Raw genomic sequence first — 15,188 nt, forward strand, 5'->3', positions numbered from 1 at the left:
TCGTGCCAGATATGGGTGGTCATTCGCTGCGGCAAGAACGACCATGCCGCTCTTTGGGGTAGTCCGCTACTCGTGTTCCGACGGTCCCCGCCGCATAACTTGAACAGGTGACCGCGATCGAACGAGGGGTGTCGCGGTCGACTACTTCGCACACAAGCGAACTGCCCCATCGGCCATAGGTGTGGTGGCCGGCGGGTCGGGGCAGATCGCCCGCTGCGAGGAGTGGAGCCGCCTGGGCCGGGGTCCGACCGGGCGGCTCCGCGTTCGTCAGCTGTCGCTTTCGGCCTTGCTGAGCGGGAACATCCTGGCCTGGCCCGGCCGCAGCGTGAAGCGTCGGCGGTCGAAGTCCCACAGCCGGTAGATCGGCCACTGCACGGTGTGCGCCAGCCAGGCGCCGACGATCACGGCCCGGTGGAACGGCAGCACCTGGTAACCCTGGTTGGTGATGGTGCGCAGGCCACTCAATTGGAACTGCCACCAGCGGCTCGGACTGGTCCGACGACGCCGGGCCGACGTCTCGACCCGCATGTTCTCGAGCTGGTCGATCGGCAGGCTGCGCTTGCTGAGGCACAACGCCAGGTCGAGGTCGTCGATCACGTCCGGCCGCACCACGGTATCCTCGCGCACCGCCAGCCAGGCGGTGCGGCGGATGGCCATGTTCGGGCCGTGCATATTGCCGACTCGACCGCCCAGCTTGCCGCGCCGATCCTGCAGGTAGTAGCCGAATTTCAGGAAGAAGCCAACGGGCGAGTCGTAGTAGGTGGTGATGCCGGTGACCGCGGCGACCTCGGGATGTTCGGTCAGATGCTGCCGGATGACGGTGCCCCAGTCGGGCGCGACCAGGCAGTCGGCGTCGGTGCGTCCGATGAAATCGCCACGCGCCTTGTCGAATCCGGTATTACGGGCGCGCGCGACCCCGCGCTGGGGTTCGTCGACGAGTTCGACTTTCGGATGGCTGAGCGCGTAATCGGTCACGATTTCACGGGTGCCGTCGTCCGAGCCGTTGTCGACCACGATGATCTCGTCGATCGAATCCTGAATCACGAGGCGGTCGAGGGTTTGCGTGATGCACGCGGCCTCGTTCAGCACAGGGATGACGATTGATAAAGCCGTCGCCGAATCGGGGGTGCTCATGGTGGTGCTGCTCCATTTTCTCAGTCGGGCACGCCGAATTACCGCCAGAATGGTCTGTTACCTGCCCTGAACAGACGTGCGGCTTAAGTGTTGCGAGGTGTTCGAGCGCGGACCCGGCCACGAATTGGCCGGGTCCGCGAAAACTGCTGATTATCGGGTGGGCCCACCCGATACGATCACTGGTTCGACCCTAGTTGCCTTGGGACACAGACAGAATCCCCAAGGCTTTGGGGCACTATCGCTCAGGTGGACTTGCCGGGTCGCCGACCGGGGAGACCCGGGCCGGTGCCGGTCGCAGCGTGAAACGTCGGCGGTCGAAGTCCCATAGCCGGTAGATCGGCCACTGCACGGTATGCGTCAGCCAGGCACCGACGATGACGGCTCGGTGAAACGGCCGCACCTGATAGCCCTGGTCGGTAATGGTGCGCAACCCCGTCAATTGGAATCGCCACCAATCGCGCGGCCCGGTCCGGCGGCGCCGGGCGGAGGTCTGCGCCCGCATGTTCGTCAGCTGGTCGATTCGCAGCCCGCGTTTGGTCAGGCACAGCGCGAGATCCAGATCCTCGGCGACGTCGGACCGGGTGGTGGTCTCCGCCCGCACCGCCCGCCAGGCGGACCGGCGGATGGCCATGTTCGGGCCGTGCATGTTGCCGACCGGACCGCCCAGCTTGCCGCGCCGATCCTGCAGGTACAGGCCGAATTTCAGGAAGAAGCCGATCGGCGAGTCGTGATAGGTGGTGATCCCGGTGACGGCGGCGGTGTCCGGATGCTCGGTCAGGGTGTGCCGGATCACCGCACCCCAGTCCGGCCCGACCAGCGTGTCCGCGTCGGTCCGCGCGAGGAAATCGCCTCGGGCCCGGTCGAATCCGGCGTTGCGCGCCGCGGGGATGCCGGGCTTCGGTTCCTCGATGAGGGCGACCTCCGGGTGGTCGACCGCGTAGTCGCGCACGATCTGCCGGGTGTCGTCCTGGCTGCCGTTGTCGACGACGATGATTTCGTCGATCGCGTCCTGGACGACGAGGCGATCCAGCGCGCGCACGATCGACTTTTCTTCATTCAATGCTGGGATCACGACGGATAGCACCGTCGCTGTTGCTGTGTTGGTCATAGATCAAGCTCCAACGTCTGCTGATAGGCAGCGGAAACCCCAACGAAGCAGCCGGTTTTCGCTGCGATGCGCGCGTACGCGCGCGGTGGCGGTCGGCCGGACCGGGTCGTCGACGGTGACGCCGGTCCGAAGACGGCAGTTCGGCCACTATCGCGTTGTGTGCCGATACAGTGCACGACGATCGTGGTTACTGCCGATCTCGCATGCGTGAATACCCCATTCCCCCCGAAACGATCATCGAGTCCGCACCCTACTCGATCGAGTAGGGTGCGGCATCTCCTGTTCGCTAAGTCCAGAAACGGGTCAGATAGCTGCCGAAGCGGGACCAATTCGATGGCACCCCAGACACTTCGAACAATGCGTACACCGCGTCGAAGAAGATCCCGTTGATGGCGGGGGTGAACAGCAGCGCGAACAAGATCAGCATGCCGAACGGCTTGAACTGGTCGAGCGCGCGCCGCGTCTGGTAGCTGAGCGATGGCTCGAGAATCCCGTAGCCGTCGAGTCCCGGCAGCGGGATCAGATTCAGCAGTGCCGCGGTGATCTGCAGGAAGCCGAGGAAGCTCAACCCGAACCACAGCGCGGGATGCGAACTGGCACTGCCGAATACCCGCACGATCACCAGCAGCAGCACCGCGCAGAGCGCGTTCACCGCCGGGCCCGCGCCGCTGATGATGCGCTGCGTGCGCGGCGAAAAGTTGTGCGTGTGCACGTACACCGCGCCGCCGGGCAGGCCGATGCCGCCCAGCGCGATGAACACCATCGGCAGCACGATCGACAACAGCGGATGGCTGTACTTCAACGGGTTCAGCGTGAGGTACCCGCGCAATTCGACCTCGTGATCACCGGCCCGCCAGGCCATGAACGCGTGCGCGAATTCGTGCAGGCACAGCGTGATGATCCAGCCGAACACCACGAGAACGAACACTCCGACCTTGGCGCGGGTGGAGTCCAGATCGGCGTCCCAGGCCAGCGCGCCGCCGCCGACGGTGATGAGAACCACGAGCAGGAAGATCGGGCTCGGCCGCACCGCGCGCGAGCGCCGTTCGGTGGAAAACCGGTCAGTCATCGGACCAGCAACCAGGGCTCGTGATGCCGATAGAAGCTGGACCGCGGCACCGTCCGCTCGCTGCGGATGCCGTCGCGCGTCACCACCGCGCCCGGCGTGCCGAGCTGGGCGGCGCGTCCCTCGACCCAGCGGCGCTTGCGCATGCCGCGCTGCGCGGTGGCCCGCACGCCCGGCTGGTGCAGCGTCGGCGACACCAGCATCGCGGTGACTTTGCCGGAGAACAGTTGCACGTCGTCCACGTAGGCCTCGCCCTCCAGTCTCTCCTCGCCGACCCCGGTGATTTTGGCGCGACCGACCAGCACCTGGCCGGTGTCGTCGCGGATCAGTGGCACCTTGGTGGCTTTGCCGTCGATGGCCCGCTTCGCGGCGGCGTTTCCGGTGCCCGTCTGATAGGCACGGGAGCCGTAGGTCTTCTCGACCGGCACATAGCCGAGCTCCACATGCAACCGCTCGGTGCGCATCAGGTGGGTCAGCACGGTGGCCAGTGCCGCGTCGTCACCGAGCACGATGAGCCGAGGCAGGCTGTCGGCGGCCAGCACGGGAAGCAGTTCGTCGATCTCGGTGGTATCGGGGATGGCGGCCGTCGAACTGGTCGGCAGCGCCGCGAGGGCGATAGGTACCGGTGCGCCGTCGCAACGGAGAACGTGGGTACTCAAACTGCCGTACACCCTCCTCGGTTCGAGCCGACACCCCGTCGGACCCTTCGCCAGTTCCGCCGAACCCTGCCCGGTCCCGACGGCTGCAACCATAGCCTTGCCCGGCCGTGGTCACTGGTTGTCGAGCCTACGACGAGATCCGGTCCGACGCCGCCGCCGACGCGTCGACTAGACTGTGCTCCCGGCCACCGCCTCGACACGGCAGTAGCTGCAACACGGGCGGTTATCCGCCCCGCCGGTTCCCCCGGCTGCCATCGCTCAGGGTGTTGCACGTCGAACCGTAGGAGATACAACCATGCCGGCAATCGTCCTGATCGGCGCCCAGTGGGGCGACGAGGGTAAGGGCAAAGCGACCGATCTACTCGGTGGCCGGGTGCAATGGGTGGTCCGATACCAGGGTGGCAACAACGCGGGCCACACCGTGGTGCTGCCCAACGGCGACAACTTCGCGCTGCACCTGATCCCCTCCGGCATCCTTACTCCGGGCGTGACAAACGTCATCGGCAACGGCGTCGTGATCGATCCCGGTGTGCTGCTCGACGAGCTGGCCGGATTGGAGGAGCGCGGCGTCGACACCTCGGGCCTGCTGCTCTCCGCGGACGCGCACCTGATCATGCCGTACCACGTGGCCATCGATAAGGTCACCGAGCGCTTCCTCGGCAACAACAAGATCGGCACCACCGGTCGCGGCATCGGCCCCTGCTACCAGGACAAGGTCGCCCGCGTCGGCGTGCGCGTCGCCGACGTGCTGGACGAGAAGATCCTCACCCAGAAGGTCGAGGCCGCACTGGAGTTCAAGAACCAGGTGCTGGTGAAGATCTACAACCGCCGCGCGCTCGACCCGCAGCAGGTGGTCGACGAGGTGCTCGCGCAGGCGGAGGGCTTCAAGCACCGCATCGCCGACACCAGGCTGAAGCTGAACGTGGCGCTGGAGAACGGCGAGACCGTGCTGCTGGAAGGTTCGCAGGGCACCCTGCTGGACGTCGACCACGGCACCTACCCGTACGTCACCTCGTCCAACCCGACCTCGGGTGGCGCGGCGGTCGGCGCGGGCGTCGGGCCGAACAAGATCACCTCGGTGCTCGGCATCCTCAAGTGCTACACCACCCGCGTCGGCTCCGGTCCGTTCCCGACCGAGCTGTTCGACGAGTTCGGCACCTACCTGGCCAAGACCGGCGGCGAGGTGGGCGTCACCACCGGCCGGGCCCGGCGCTGCGGCTGGTTCGACGCGGTCATCGCCCGCTACGCGACCCGCGTCAACGGCATCACCGACTACTTCCTCACCAAGCTCGACGTGCTGTCCAGCCTGGAGACGGTGCCGATCTGCGTCGCCTACGACGTAGACGGCGAGCGGGTCGAGCAGATGCCGACCACGCAGACCGGGTTCCATCACGCCAAGCCGATCTACGAAGAGATGCCGGGTTGGTGGGAGGACATCTCCGGGGCCCGCACCTTCGAGGAACTGCCCGCCAACGCGCAGGCCTATGTGCTGCGGTTGGAGGAGCTTTCCGGGGCTCGGATCTCCTGCATCGGCGTCGGACCGGGTCGCGATCAGACCATCGTCCGGCACGACGTGCTCGGCTGATACCTGAACGTTATAACTGGCTGAATGATTGTGGCCGTTCATCGTTCGTTAGGTACGTTCCATGATCGGTTACATCTACAGTAAGAGTCATGGCTCGGAATTGGCCGATGGTCGAGCGCGTGGCCGAGTTCGACGCGATTCGCGCCGCTCTCACCGGCACGGAACATGTCGGCGCGGTCCTCACCGGCGACGCCGGTGTCGGTAAGACGACGCTGGCCAGACAGGCGACAGCCGCCGTTGGCGGCAATATTCGCTGGGTAGCGGGCACGGAATCGGCGCGCAGCATCCCGCTCGGGGTGTTCGCGCATATGGTCGGCGTCTATACGGCGCATGATCCGGTGACGTTCATGTCCGCGGCGCGGGAAGCGCTGCTTGCCGACGGGCACACCATCATCGGCGTCGACGACGCGCATCTGCTCGATCAGTTGTCCGCGACACTGCTGTTGCAGCTGGCCATCGACAAGGCGGCGCACATCGTGGCCACGGTGCGCAGCGGGGTGCAGGTGCCCGACGCGGTGACCTCGCTGTGGAAAGACGGTCACCTGCTGCGCATCGACCTGAATCCGTTCAGCCAGCGGCAGAGCGTCGACCTGGTGGAGTCGATGCTCGGTGGGCAGCTGGAGGGGTTCACCGCGAACCTGATGTGGGAGTCGTCCGGCGGAAACGCGCTGTTCCTAAGGCATTTGGTCGAGGGCGCGCTGGAGGCAGGCTCGCTGCGTCAGGTGAACGGCGTGTGGCAGCTGCGTGGGCGGGCGGCGGTGACCTCGGAATTGGCTGCGCTGCTGGAGGATCGGGTCGAGCAGCTGCCCGAGGACGTGCTGCACGTGCTGGAGCTGCTCACCTTCTGCGAGCCGATCGACCTCGACGTGCTGTCCGAACTGGCGGGCGAGGGGGCAGTCGAGTCCGCCGAAACCCGTGGCGTGATCCGGGTTGTCGAGAATTCGCACCAGCTGATCGTGCGCTACAACCATCCGCTGTTCGGCGAGGTGATCCGGCGCAGGCTCGGCATCGCCTCGGCCCGGCGGTTGCGCGGCAGGCTGTACTCCTCGCTCAAGGAACGGCCGATCAATTCCGCCGCCGACCGGATCCGGCTGGCCGAATTGGCCTTGGACAGTGACAAATCCGCCGATCTGGAGTTGTTCGAGGCGGCCGCCGCGGATGCCATCGGCCTCGCGAATCTGCCGCTGGGCGAACGCTTCGCCAGGGCGGCGGTGGAACGCCGCGGCGGGGTGGAATCCGCCGATCTGCTCGCCCGTGCGCTGCTGTGGCAGGGCCATCGCATCGAGGCCGAGCGCACGCTGGCCAGCTTCGACCCCGATCAGCTCACCGAGGTACAGCTGGCCCGCTGGGGCAGCACCCGGGTGGCGAATCTGTTGTGGGCCATGGGCGATGCCGATCGGGCCGACGAGGTGCTGAAGCTGGTTCGCGGCAAGGTCACCCACCCGAAGATCACGGCCATCCTCGACGGGCTGGCCTCGGCGTGCGCGGTCAACGAGAACCGGATCGACACCGCGATCACCGAGGCGGAGCAGGCGATGTCGGTGAAAGGCGCGCCGCCCTGGGCGATCTGGTGGGCCGCCTTCGGCGGCGGGCTCGCGCTGGCGCTGATGGGCAAGGGCGAGGCCGCCCGGCAGTACGCCGAACGCGGGCACGAGGTGGAGAGCGAGATCGACGGGCTCAACCGCTTCATGTCGACCCACGCCGAGGTGCTCGCGCTGACCCTGACCGGCGACCTCGAAGCCGCACGGCGTTGTGCCGCAGCATATTTCGGCTACTCGGCGCCCGGTCAGTATCTGGCGTGGGGCATGTCCAAGATTCTGCAGGGCACCGTGGATGTGGCGCAGGGACACTTCCCGGATGGCATCGAGAACCTGGAGCAGGCGCTGGCCGCACTCGCCGCCGAGGGGGCGGCGGCCTGGATGTTTCCCGCGAGAATCCGGCTGGCCGAGGCATATTCGGCGCTGGGCCGGTCCACCGAGGCGGCCGAGGCCATCGCGGAGGCGACCGCGCGTGGCGGTAGACACAGTGCCGTCTACGAACCACAGCTGGAAATCGCGCGGGCCTGGCACGCCGCCGCGGAGGGCACGGTCACCCCGGCCATCCGCCTGGCGATGAGTGCGGCCGACGCGGCCGCCCGCTCGAACCAGCACGCGATCGAGGCGATGGCGCTGCACGCTGCCGCTCGCTTCGGCGATCACTCCGCGGCGGGCAGGCTCGCCGACCTCGCGGCCCGGGTGGACGGTCAGCTGGTGCAGGCCCAGGCCAGGCACGCGGTCGCGCTCGCCGCGCACGACGGGCCCGGACTCGACGCCGCCGCAGCCGAATTCGAGCGGATCGGCGCGCTGCTGTCCGCGGCGGACGCGGCCGCGCAGGCGGCTTCGGCGCACGAGCGCGCGGGTGATCGCCGCCGCCTGCTGGAATCCGCCGCCGCGGCCAATCGCCTGGCGGCAGCCTGCGGCGGGGCAAGCACGCCCGCGCTGCGGCAGGCCGCTCAGCCGCTGCCGTTGACCGCCCGCGAACGCGAGATCGCCAATCTCGTTGCGGCGGGCCTGTCCAACCGGCAGATCGCCGACCGGCTCACCGTGTCGGTGCGCACCGTCGAGGGCCACCTCTACCGTGCCTGCATCAAGATGGACGTCACCGATCGCGAGTCGCTCGGCGCCCTGATGCGCGGCGAATCGTCGTCCTGAACCCATCGCCGCACGCTTCTTGATTTCCCGCACCAAGAATCGTGCGCACCTTCGAGAGCGATGCTCAGTGGGTGAATCCGGTTCTGGCCGAGGTGGATAGGCGGTGTTGCGCGAGCGCGATACGGCGCTCGAACACACGAACGGTCATCTTTCAGCTAATGATGTTCGAGCTGACGATCAGGTAGCAGTATTTGCTGCAATTCGGACTTTTGTCTGTTAGGAAGCCGCCCGCGCGGGACAGATGAAGTCGCCGACTCGACTTGACAGCATCCGATCAGCTACAGATAGGGTGCGAGCGCGCAGTACGCGGGGACGTGCTGGCTGACCCAACCTGATGGTGGTGCTTCGACGTGGCTCGTCGGTATCGAGAACTGAACAATCCGACGACCCGGCGCACCATGCGTCCGATCGTCGGGGCCCTCCCGCTGGCCATCGCGGTCGCCTGCGCGGGTGTGGCAGTCGCCGATCCCGGCACCCCGACACAGCCCGGCGTGACCACCCCGAGCGCGCCGACCGCCCCGGCAACGCCCGCGCCGGTGCCGAGTCAGCCCGGCGTCACCACCCCGAACCAGCAGGGCGTCACCGGCCCGAAGCCCGCGCCGGCTGACCCCGCCGACTCGCAAAGCCTCAACTACGCCCGCCCGGTCCCCACGCCGGAGCCGGCCCCGCCGATCCAGCCGCAGCAGCTGCATGCGCCGGAGCCGGTCGAGCCCGTCGCCCCGATCGCGCCGCCGCCGCGCACCCTGCGCATCGGTGACTTCACCGCACCTGCTCCGACCGAGGTCCCCAACGAGCTCCTCGACGGCGTCAACACCACCGCCGCCGACGTCGAGGCCGCCATCGCCACCGGTGGCCGCTCCATCGGCATCAACCCCACCCGCTCCGACAAGATCGCCGCCGCGACCGCGGCGGGCGCGGTCGGTGGCGCACTGGCCGGCGCCGCGATCGCAGGCATCCCCGCCGCGGTAGTCGGCGGACTCGGTGGTGCGGCCATCGGCGCCGGCGTCGGTGCGGGCATCGGCTTCGCCGTAGGTGTCGCGGGAACCGCCGCCGGTGGCGCGATCGCGGCTGCCGCCGCGGGAGTCCCGACCGGTGGCGCAGGCGCGCTCCCCGCGGTAGGCGCCGCCTTCGTCGCGGCCTGGCCGATCGCCGCCGCAACCACTGGCGCAGGTGCCGCGATCGGCGCCGGTGTCGGCGCGGCAGCTGGTGCCGCGGTAGTCGGCATTCCCGCGGCGGTAATCGGCGGCGTTGCCGGTGGCATTCTCGGCGGCAGCGCGGGCGCAGGTTTCGGCGCCACCGCCTGACAGCTGAGGCGGCTATTCGCGCCCTGGCCGATCACCGGCAAGTACCGGTGCGGGTGTGCACCGGCTAGGTGGTGGTTTCCGCTGTGCCGGTGAGGAATTCACCCGCGGCGGGGGCCAGCAGGCCGACATTCGGGTTGTGACTGAGCTTGGCGATTTCCTGGAGTTCGGCGTCGGGGAGCACGGCGGCGATGGCCTTGGCGCCCTTGCGGAGCAGGGCGTCGCTCTTCGCGCCCGCGATGACCAGGGTTTGGGCTTTGACGGTGGTCCAGTCGTCGGTGCGTAATGGTTCGCCGCGCATGTAGTCGCGCATCACCGCCCAGTCGTGCGGGGTCGAGTTCGCGGTGGCGACGAGGTTCTTCCAGAACGGCGTGAGGCGCATGACGGAGACCATCGGGCGGGGAATGCCCATCGCCTTGGTCAGGTAGAAGCGGACCGTGTCGGCGCGGCGGTCGGCGGCCACCAGTTCGTGCAGCGTGGTCTCCAGGTCGGTGGCCGGGACGAAGCCTTCCTGGTCGACCACGAACGGCGGCTCGAAGGCGACGACCTTGGTGATGCCGAGGATGCGGCCGGATCCGGCGGCGCGCAGCGCGAGGGCCGCGCCGGACGACCAGCCGAACAGCATCGCCGAGCCGCCGACCGCCTCGACCAGGGCCGCGAGGTCATCGATCTCGCGCTCGACGTCATAGCCGCCGGTGGCATCGGTGCTGTCGCCGCGGCCGCGCCGGTCGTAGTTGAGCACGGTGAGGCCGTAGTGCTCGTTGAGTGTGGTGGCCAGTTCGACCATCTTCGGGAACTTCCGGTAGCCGAAGGCGCCACCGATCAGGATCACGGTGCCTGCGTGGCCGTCGTGCCGGTCGTAGGCGATCACGGTGCCGTCGGCAGAGGTCACGGTCTCCACAACAATCTCACTTTCGACGCGGATGTCGGCCAACGATGCGTTGGTGCCTTGCCTGTTCAGACGGTGCCGGGTGCATGGATTAATCGACGGCGGTAGCGACAGACCAGACCCCGCGAAAGTCTGTGATGCTGCTCACTATGCCGGGCGCGTGCCTGGTATGCCCGTGAACGTTATGTACGGAAACCGTCCAGGAGCCGGGACGCTGCGACTGGCCTCTGAATCACGGTGCCACCCGCAGGTGGCGGCAGGCTGTATCACGCACTACGCCGGGCGCGAAAACCGTTCACTCAGAACAGGGTTGGTTCGCCGAACCCCGGTGTCCGTTCGATTTCCAGCAGGTTCTGCTTGGTGGTGATGCCGCCGGGAGCGGAGAAACCGGTGAGCGCATTGTCCGCGGCGAGCACCCGGTGACACGGGATGATCAGCGGAATCGGATTGCGGCCCAAGGCTTGTCCGACGGCTTGGGCGGCGCCGGGCGCGCCGATGCGATCGGCGACCTGGCCGTAGGTGAGGGTGTGACCGGGATCGATCGCGCGGGTGACCTCGAAGACCGCGCGGTGGAATTCCGGAATTCCGCTGGTGTCCAGGGGAATCCAGCGCAGGTCGTCGAGTTCGCCGGCCAGGTGGGCACGGATGCCGGTGATGGCCTCGGCGATCACGCCCGTCGGCGCCTCTTCGCGGACCTCGTCGTCCGGCAGGCCGGTCCGGCGGCGCGTGATGCGCGCGCGGGTCGCGGCGGGGTTCGCCTCGGGGAGCTGGAACCGGATCACGGTCGCACCGCTCCACGCGATCGCGCAGCGGCCGATCGCGGTGTCGAAGAGAGTTGCCTCGGCGGACAGGCAACTGGCGTCACTCATGGTCTCAGTGTGCACGGCGGGACCGACAAGTTTCGAGATATCAGTCCAGTTCTGCTCAACTGGCCTTGTTTTGTAGCATGCTCGGATCCGTGACGAGTCGACGGACTCCCTTCGCGGGTCGCCGCGCCTCATTGCGACTGTGCGCGACGGTCCGGCGAGACCGCCATGCGTACCCGGTGGCCGGTGTTTCGGCTGGTTGCCGGACCGGCTCGACGGTGGTCAGCTTCGGTGGCTCGGTCCGGCCGACCGGCGCAACCTCCGGCGAGATCTGTTCCGGCACATCACCGCGCCCGTAGATGGCGGCCAGATCCGAATAGCGCCGCTGCTCGTCGTAGTACGAGGATGGCAAGTCGGACATCGGCGAGCGCGGGTGGTACCGGTCCAGCCGGAACGCCCGCTCGGTTCCCCTCGGCAGGTAGCGATAGATCAGGTAGCCGAACGCGGCGACGACGAGAAGAGCGGCAAAGGTGGTCATGGTGCCAGCCTGCGCTCCGACTGGCCTTGCTTTAAATAGCCACTCCCTCAATACTGGACCCTATGGCGACGAGAGTTATCGGAGCGGGCACCCTGGCTCGCGACCTTGGTCGGTGGCGGAATGTGGTCGAGGACGGCGAGATCGAGTCGCCCCGGCGCGCCGCCCGCCCGGCGTATCTCGCACTCGCCGAAGGCATTCGGCTGCTGATCCACGACGGACGAGCGCCGCTCGGCGTCGCGCTGCCCAGTGAACGCGATCTCGCCACCACCCTCCGGGTCAGTCGCACGACGATCACCTCCACCTATGCCCTGCTGCGTGAGAACGGCTACCTGATCAGCCGCCAGGGCTCGCGCAGCACCGTCGCCCTGCCGCGCGACGTGCAGCACGACGGCAGCAAGCCGGCCAGGAGCATCCTGGCGATGATGGCGTCCTCGGAGCTGCCGACCATCGACATGACCTATGCCGCGATGGCCGCGCCGCTGGAGATGCAGGAGGCGTATTCGGTTGCGCTGGAAGGGCTGCCGACCTACCTCGGCACGCACGGCATGGATCCGGTCGGCGTGCTCACGCTGCGCGAGGCGATCGCGCGCCGCTTCACCGAGCGCGGCCTGCCCACCGAACCGGACCAGATCCTGGTCACCCTCGGCGCCCAGCACGGTCTGCGCCTGCTGCTGAATGTGCTCACCGCGCCCGCGGCCCGGGTGCTCATCGACCACCCCACCTACCCGAACGCCATCGAGGCGATCCGCGATGTCGGTGCCAGGCCGGTGCCGGTGCCGCTGCGCCCCGAGCATCCGGACAAGAGCTGGGATCTGGACGGAATCCGCAGTGCCGCAAGGCAAACCGCGGCGACCCTGGCCTACCTGGTGCCCGACTTCAACAACCCGACCGGCCTGCTGCTCGACGCGGAGGGCCGCGCGGAACTGGCCGCCATCGCCAGGGAAACCAGGATGACCGTGGTGATCGACGAGTCGATGGGCGATCTGCACCTGTCCGGTGCGCAGCAACCGCCGGTGGCCGCGTTCGCCAAGGGCAACGAGATCGTCACCATCGGCTCGGCCTCGAAGTCCTTCTGGGGCGGCCTGCGGGTCGGCTGGATCCGCACCAACCAACCCCTGATCACGAAGCTGCTCGGCATCCGCTCCACGGTCGACCTCGGCACCCCGGTGATGGACCAGCTGGCCACCGTGCACCTGCTCGCCAATGCGGGCCCCATCCTCGACCGTCGCCGCGATCAGCTGCGCGCCCAACGGGCCGCGTTGTTCGAGGCCGTCGCCGAGGAGCTGCCGGATTGGCGCCTCGGTTACGGCGCGGGCGGCATGTCGGTGTGGGCGCAGCTGCCCGCGCCCGTCTCCACCGCGTTGGCCGCCACCGCGCCCAACCACGGCGTATTGCTTGCCGCCGGACCGAGATTCGGCGTCCAGGGCGCGTTCGAACGGTTCATCCGCTTGCCTTTCACCCATCAGGAACCCGACCTCCGGTTGGCGGTCAAGGCGATCGCCGCCGCCTACGAGGCGCTGACGCCGCGCGCCGCCGACGCGCTCCAGCCGCTCACCTGCTACTGATGTCGTTGCGCCGCATGGGCCAACGCTGGCCGAAAGTCAGTCCGCCCAAACGGATTCGATCGGAGTCGCTTCGTTCGGCGGCGGGGTCGGGATGCCGTTCGGGGTACGGGAGAAGCGGGGCGCCGGGGCGTGCTGGGTGATGTTGTCGACCTCGATCAACGAGCCGCGGGCCGTGATGTGCTCGTTCTTCGTGGCTTCCTCGAAGGTGAGAACCGGGGAGACGCACGCGTCGGTGCCGACGAAGATCTCCGCCCACTCGTCGCGCGTCTTGGTCAGGAAGCGTTCCGTGAACAGCTTTTTCAGCGTTTCCTGGCCCGCCGGATCGAGCTGGAAGGGCAGGCCCTGCGGGTCGATGTTCAGGCCCGCGAGCAGCTGCGCGTAGAACTGCGGCTCGATCGAGCCGACCGCCATGTACTTGCCGTCGGCGGTTTCGTAGGTGTCGTAGAACGACATTCCGGTGTCGAGCAGGTTCACCCCGCGCTCGTCGGACCACGCGCCGTAGCCGCGCATGCCCCAGATCATGTGCGAAAGAGCAAGGGCGCCATCGACCATCGCGGCATCGACGACCTGCCCCTTGCCGGAGGTCTGCCGCTCGACCAGCGCGGCGAGCAGCCCGAACACCAGGAACATCGAGCCGCCGCCGAAATCACCGACCATGTTCAACGGCGGCACCGGGCGCTCACCCTTGCGGCCGATCGCGTGCAGCACGCCGGTGAGGGAGATGTAGTTGATGTCGTGTCCGGCGCGATCGGCAAGCGGGCCCTCCTGGCCCCAGCCGGTCATCCGGCCGTAGACCAGGCGCGGGTTGCGCGCGAGCGCGTCGTCCGGGCCGAGCCCCATCCGTTCGGTCACGCCGGGCCGGAAGCCTTCGATGAGCACGTCCGCCTTCTCGATCAGCCCGAGCACCTTCGCGATGTCGGCCGGGTCCTTGAGGTTGGCCTCGACGATGGTCCGCCCGCGCTGCTGCGGCCGGTCGAACCCGCCGGGGATCTGCCCGGCACGCTGGATCCGCACCACGTCGGCGCCCAGATCGGCCAGCAGCAGCGCGGCGTGCGGGCCGGGGCCGATGCCGGCCAGCTCGATGACCTTGATGCCCGCGAGCGGGCCTTTGACGGCGGTGGATGGAGTGCTCACGCCCTACCTCGGTTCGTCGTTGATCCAGCGCACCGGCGGCCCGGCGCTGTATTGACAGTATGACAATAACGTCGAGTCGTTCTCTCGCGCCCTGCGCTGTGCACCGGCCAACCGGGTAGGTCACAATCCCAGCAGCGCGGTAACCGAGCCGGCGCGGTGAGGGTGGAGTCATGAGAGAGCGCGCCACGCGCATGACGGAACCGAGCGTCTGCGAGGTGGGATTGTGAGTGCCGGGGGCGAGGTCGTCGTCGGCCTGGTTGTTCTCGTCGGCCTGCTCGGCATCATCGTCCCGATCCTGCCCGGCGTCATCCTGATCTTCGGCGCAATCGCGGTGTGGGCCTTCATGACCGGCGGCGCCACCGCCTGGATCGTCTTCGCCATCAGCACCGCCTTGCTCGTGCTTTCCGGCGTCATCAAATACACCTGGCCCGGCCGGAAGATGAAGGACGCGGGCGTCGCCAACCGATCCTTGATCCTCGGCGCGGTACTCGGCATCATCGGTTTCTTCGTCATCCCCGTGGTCGGCCTGTTCGTAGGCTTCGTCCTCGGTGTCTACCTCTCCGAACTCCAACGTCTCCGCGTCGGCCAACAAGCTTGGCAGTCAACGGTTCACGCGCTCAAAGGCGTCGGCCTGTCGATGCTCATCGAACTGCTGGGCGCGCTACTCGCCACCGGAGTCTGGGTTATCGGCGCAATCGTCGCCTGACCGAGCG

At 67.9% G+C, this 15,188-nt stretch carries 13 protein-coding genes; 5 read left to right on the plus strand and 8 right to left on the minus strand.

The features are described from left to right. Nucleotides 1-267 precede the first annotated feature (267 nt). The 4 genes from ABZ942_RS22485 to ABZ942_RS22500 all read right to left on the minus strand — a co-directional run bounded on the left by ABZ942_RS22485 (nucleotide 268) and on the right by ABZ942_RS22500 (nucleotide 3,967). Nucleotides 268-1,134: a glycosyltransferase family 2 protein gene (locus ABZ942_RS22485; protein ID WP_357384946.1), complete on the minus strand. Its 867-nt coding sequence runs from the start codon at nucleotides 1,132-1,134 to the stop codon at nucleotides 268-270. 235 nt (nucleotides 1,135-1,369) lie between these two features. Continuing rightward, nucleotides 1,370-2,242, minus strand: coding sequence for a glycosyltransferase family 2 protein (locus tag ABZ942_RS22490; RefSeq protein ID WP_357384948.1), 873 nt, complete (start codon nucleotides 2,240-2,242; stop codon nucleotides 1,370-1,372). A gap of 286 nt (nucleotides 2,243-2,528) precedes the next feature. Further along, entirely contained in the window at nucleotides 2,529-3,311 is a 783-nt protein-coding gene (locus ABZ942_RS22495; RefSeq protein WP_357384950.1) for a site-2 protease family protein, read from the minus strand. Next, the gene (locus tag ABZ942_RS22500) at nucleotides 3,308-3,967 is read right to left on the minus strand and encodes a hypothetical protein (RefSeq protein ID WP_357384952.1); all 660 of its coding nucleotides are present in this window, start codon (nucleotides 3,965-3,967) and stop codon (nucleotides 3,308-3,310) included. Before ABZ942_RS22500 ends, ABZ942_RS22495 begins: the two co-directional genes overlap by 4 nt. 295 nt (nucleotides 3,968-4,262) lie before the next feature. On the opposite strand from ABZ942_RS22500, the gene ABZ942_RS22505 reads away from it, so the two are divergent. The 3 genes from ABZ942_RS22505 (at nucleotide 4,263) to ABZ942_RS22515 (ending at nucleotide 9,546) form a co-directional block, all read left to right on the plus strand. Beyond that, nucleotides 4,263-5,552, plus strand: a complete 1,290-nt coding sequence (locus tag ABZ942_RS22505) for an adenylosuccinate synthase (protein WP_357384954.1) — start codon at nucleotides 4,263-4,265, stop codon at nucleotides 5,550-5,552. Between the two features lie 89 nt (nucleotides 5,553-5,641). Continuing rightward, a complete protein-coding gene (locus tag ABZ942_RS22510) occupies nucleotides 5,642-8,242 on the plus strand; it encodes a LuxR C-terminal-related transcriptional regulator (protein WP_357384956.1) in 2,601 nt (866 codons plus the stop codon). 350 nt (nucleotides 8,243-8,592) lie between these two features. Further along, nucleotides 8,593-9,546: a hypothetical protein gene (locus ABZ942_RS22515; protein WP_357384958.1), complete on the plus strand. Its 954-nt coding sequence runs from the start codon at nucleotides 8,593-8,595 to the stop codon at nucleotides 9,544-9,546. 64 nt (nucleotides 9,547-9,610) lie between these two features. Here ABZ942_RS22515 and ABZ942_RS22520 read toward each other — a convergent pair whose 3' ends face one another. The 3 genes from ABZ942_RS22520 to ABZ942_RS22530 all read right to left on the minus strand — a co-directional run bounded on the left by ABZ942_RS22520 (nucleotide 9,611) and on the right by ABZ942_RS22530 (nucleotide 11,776). Continuing rightward, nucleotides 9,611-10,444, minus strand: coding sequence for an alpha/beta hydrolase (locus ABZ942_RS22520; protein WP_357384960.1), 834 nt, complete (start codon nucleotides 10,442-10,444; stop codon nucleotides 9,611-9,613). 287 nt (nucleotides 10,445-10,731) lie between these two features. Next, complete coding sequence (locus tag ABZ942_RS22525) at nucleotides 10,732-11,301, minus strand: methylated-DNA--[protein]-cysteine S-methyltransferase (protein WP_357384962.1); 570 nt, start codon at nucleotides 11,299-11,301, stop codon at nucleotides 10,732-10,734. Between the two features lie 55 nt (nucleotides 11,302-11,356). Continuing rightward, nucleotides 11,357-11,776, minus strand: a complete 420-nt coding sequence (locus ABZ942_RS22530; protein WP_357384964.1) for a hypothetical protein — start codon at nucleotides 11,774-11,776, stop codon at nucleotides 11,357-11,359. A 62-nt stretch (nucleotides 11,777-11,838) separates the two neighbouring features. Between ABZ942_RS22530 and ABZ942_RS22535 the strand changes: the two genes are divergently transcribed. Next, nucleotides 11,839-13,341, plus strand: a complete 1,503-nt coding sequence (locus ABZ942_RS22535) for a PLP-dependent aminotransferase family protein (protein WP_357384966.1) — start codon at nucleotides 11,839-11,841, stop codon at nucleotides 13,339-13,341. Nucleotides 13,342-13,377: 36 nt separating this feature from the next. Here the strand turns inward: ABZ942_RS22535 and ABZ942_RS22540 are convergent, their stop codons facing one another. Next, nucleotides 13,378-14,475 (minus strand): CaiB/BaiF CoA-transferase family protein, encoded by a 1,098-nt coding sequence (locus ABZ942_RS22540; protein ID WP_357384968.1) that lies wholly within the window; start codon nucleotides 14,473-14,475, stop codon nucleotides 13,378-13,380. A 223-nt stretch (nucleotides 14,476-14,698) separates the two neighbouring features. Here ABZ942_RS22540 and ABZ942_RS22545 point away from each other — a divergent pair, with 223 nt between their 5' ends. Next, entirely contained in the window at nucleotides 14,699-15,181 is a 483-nt protein-coding gene (locus ABZ942_RS22545) for a DUF456 domain-containing protein (protein ID WP_357384970.1), read from the plus strand. Nucleotides 15,182-15,188: the final 7 nt, after the last annotated feature.

It is taken from the genome of Nocardia sp. NPDC046473 (assembly GCF_040645995.1).
In the GTDB taxonomy this organism is placed as follows: domain Bacteria; phylum Actinomycetota; class Actinomycetes; order Mycobacteriales; family Mycobacteriaceae; genus Nocardia.

What these genes read in the sequence shown, in the direction of transcription:
- ABZ942_RS22485 (WP_357384946.1), bottom strand. Translation starts at nt 1,134, where the DNA reads ATGAGCACCCCCGATTCGGCGACGGCTTTATCAATCGTCATCCCTGTG.
- ABZ942_RS22490 (WP_357384948.1), bottom strand. Translation starts at nt 2,242, where the DNA reads ATGACCAACACAGCAACAGCGACGGTGCTATCCGTCGTGATCCCAGCA.
- ABZ942_RS22495 (WP_357384950.1), bottom strand. Translation starts at nt 3,311, where the DNA reads ATGACTGACCGGTTTTCCACCGAACGGCGCTCGCGCGCGGTGCGGCCG.
- ABZ942_RS22505 (WP_357384954.1), top strand. Translation starts at nt 4,263, where the DNA reads ATGCCGGCAATCGTCCTGATCGGCGCCCAGTGGGGCGACGAGGGTAAG.
- ABZ942_RS22510 (WP_357384956.1), top strand. Translation starts at nt 5,642, where the DNA reads ATGGCTCGGAATTGGCCGATGGTCGAGCGCGTGGCCGAGTTCGACGCG.
- ABZ942_RS22525 (WP_357384962.1), bottom strand. Translation starts at nt 11,301, where the DNA reads ATGAGTGACGCCAGTTGCCTGTCCGCCGAGGCAACTCTCTTCGACACC.
- ABZ942_RS22530 (WP_357384964.1), bottom strand. Translation starts at nt 11,776, where the DNA reads ATGACCACCTTTGCCGCTCTTCTCGTCGTCGCCGCGTTCGGCTACCTG.
- ABZ942_RS22535 (WP_357384966.1), top strand. Translation starts at nt 11,839, where the DNA reads ATGGCGACGAGAGTTATCGGAGCGGGCACCCTGGCTCGCGACCTTGGT.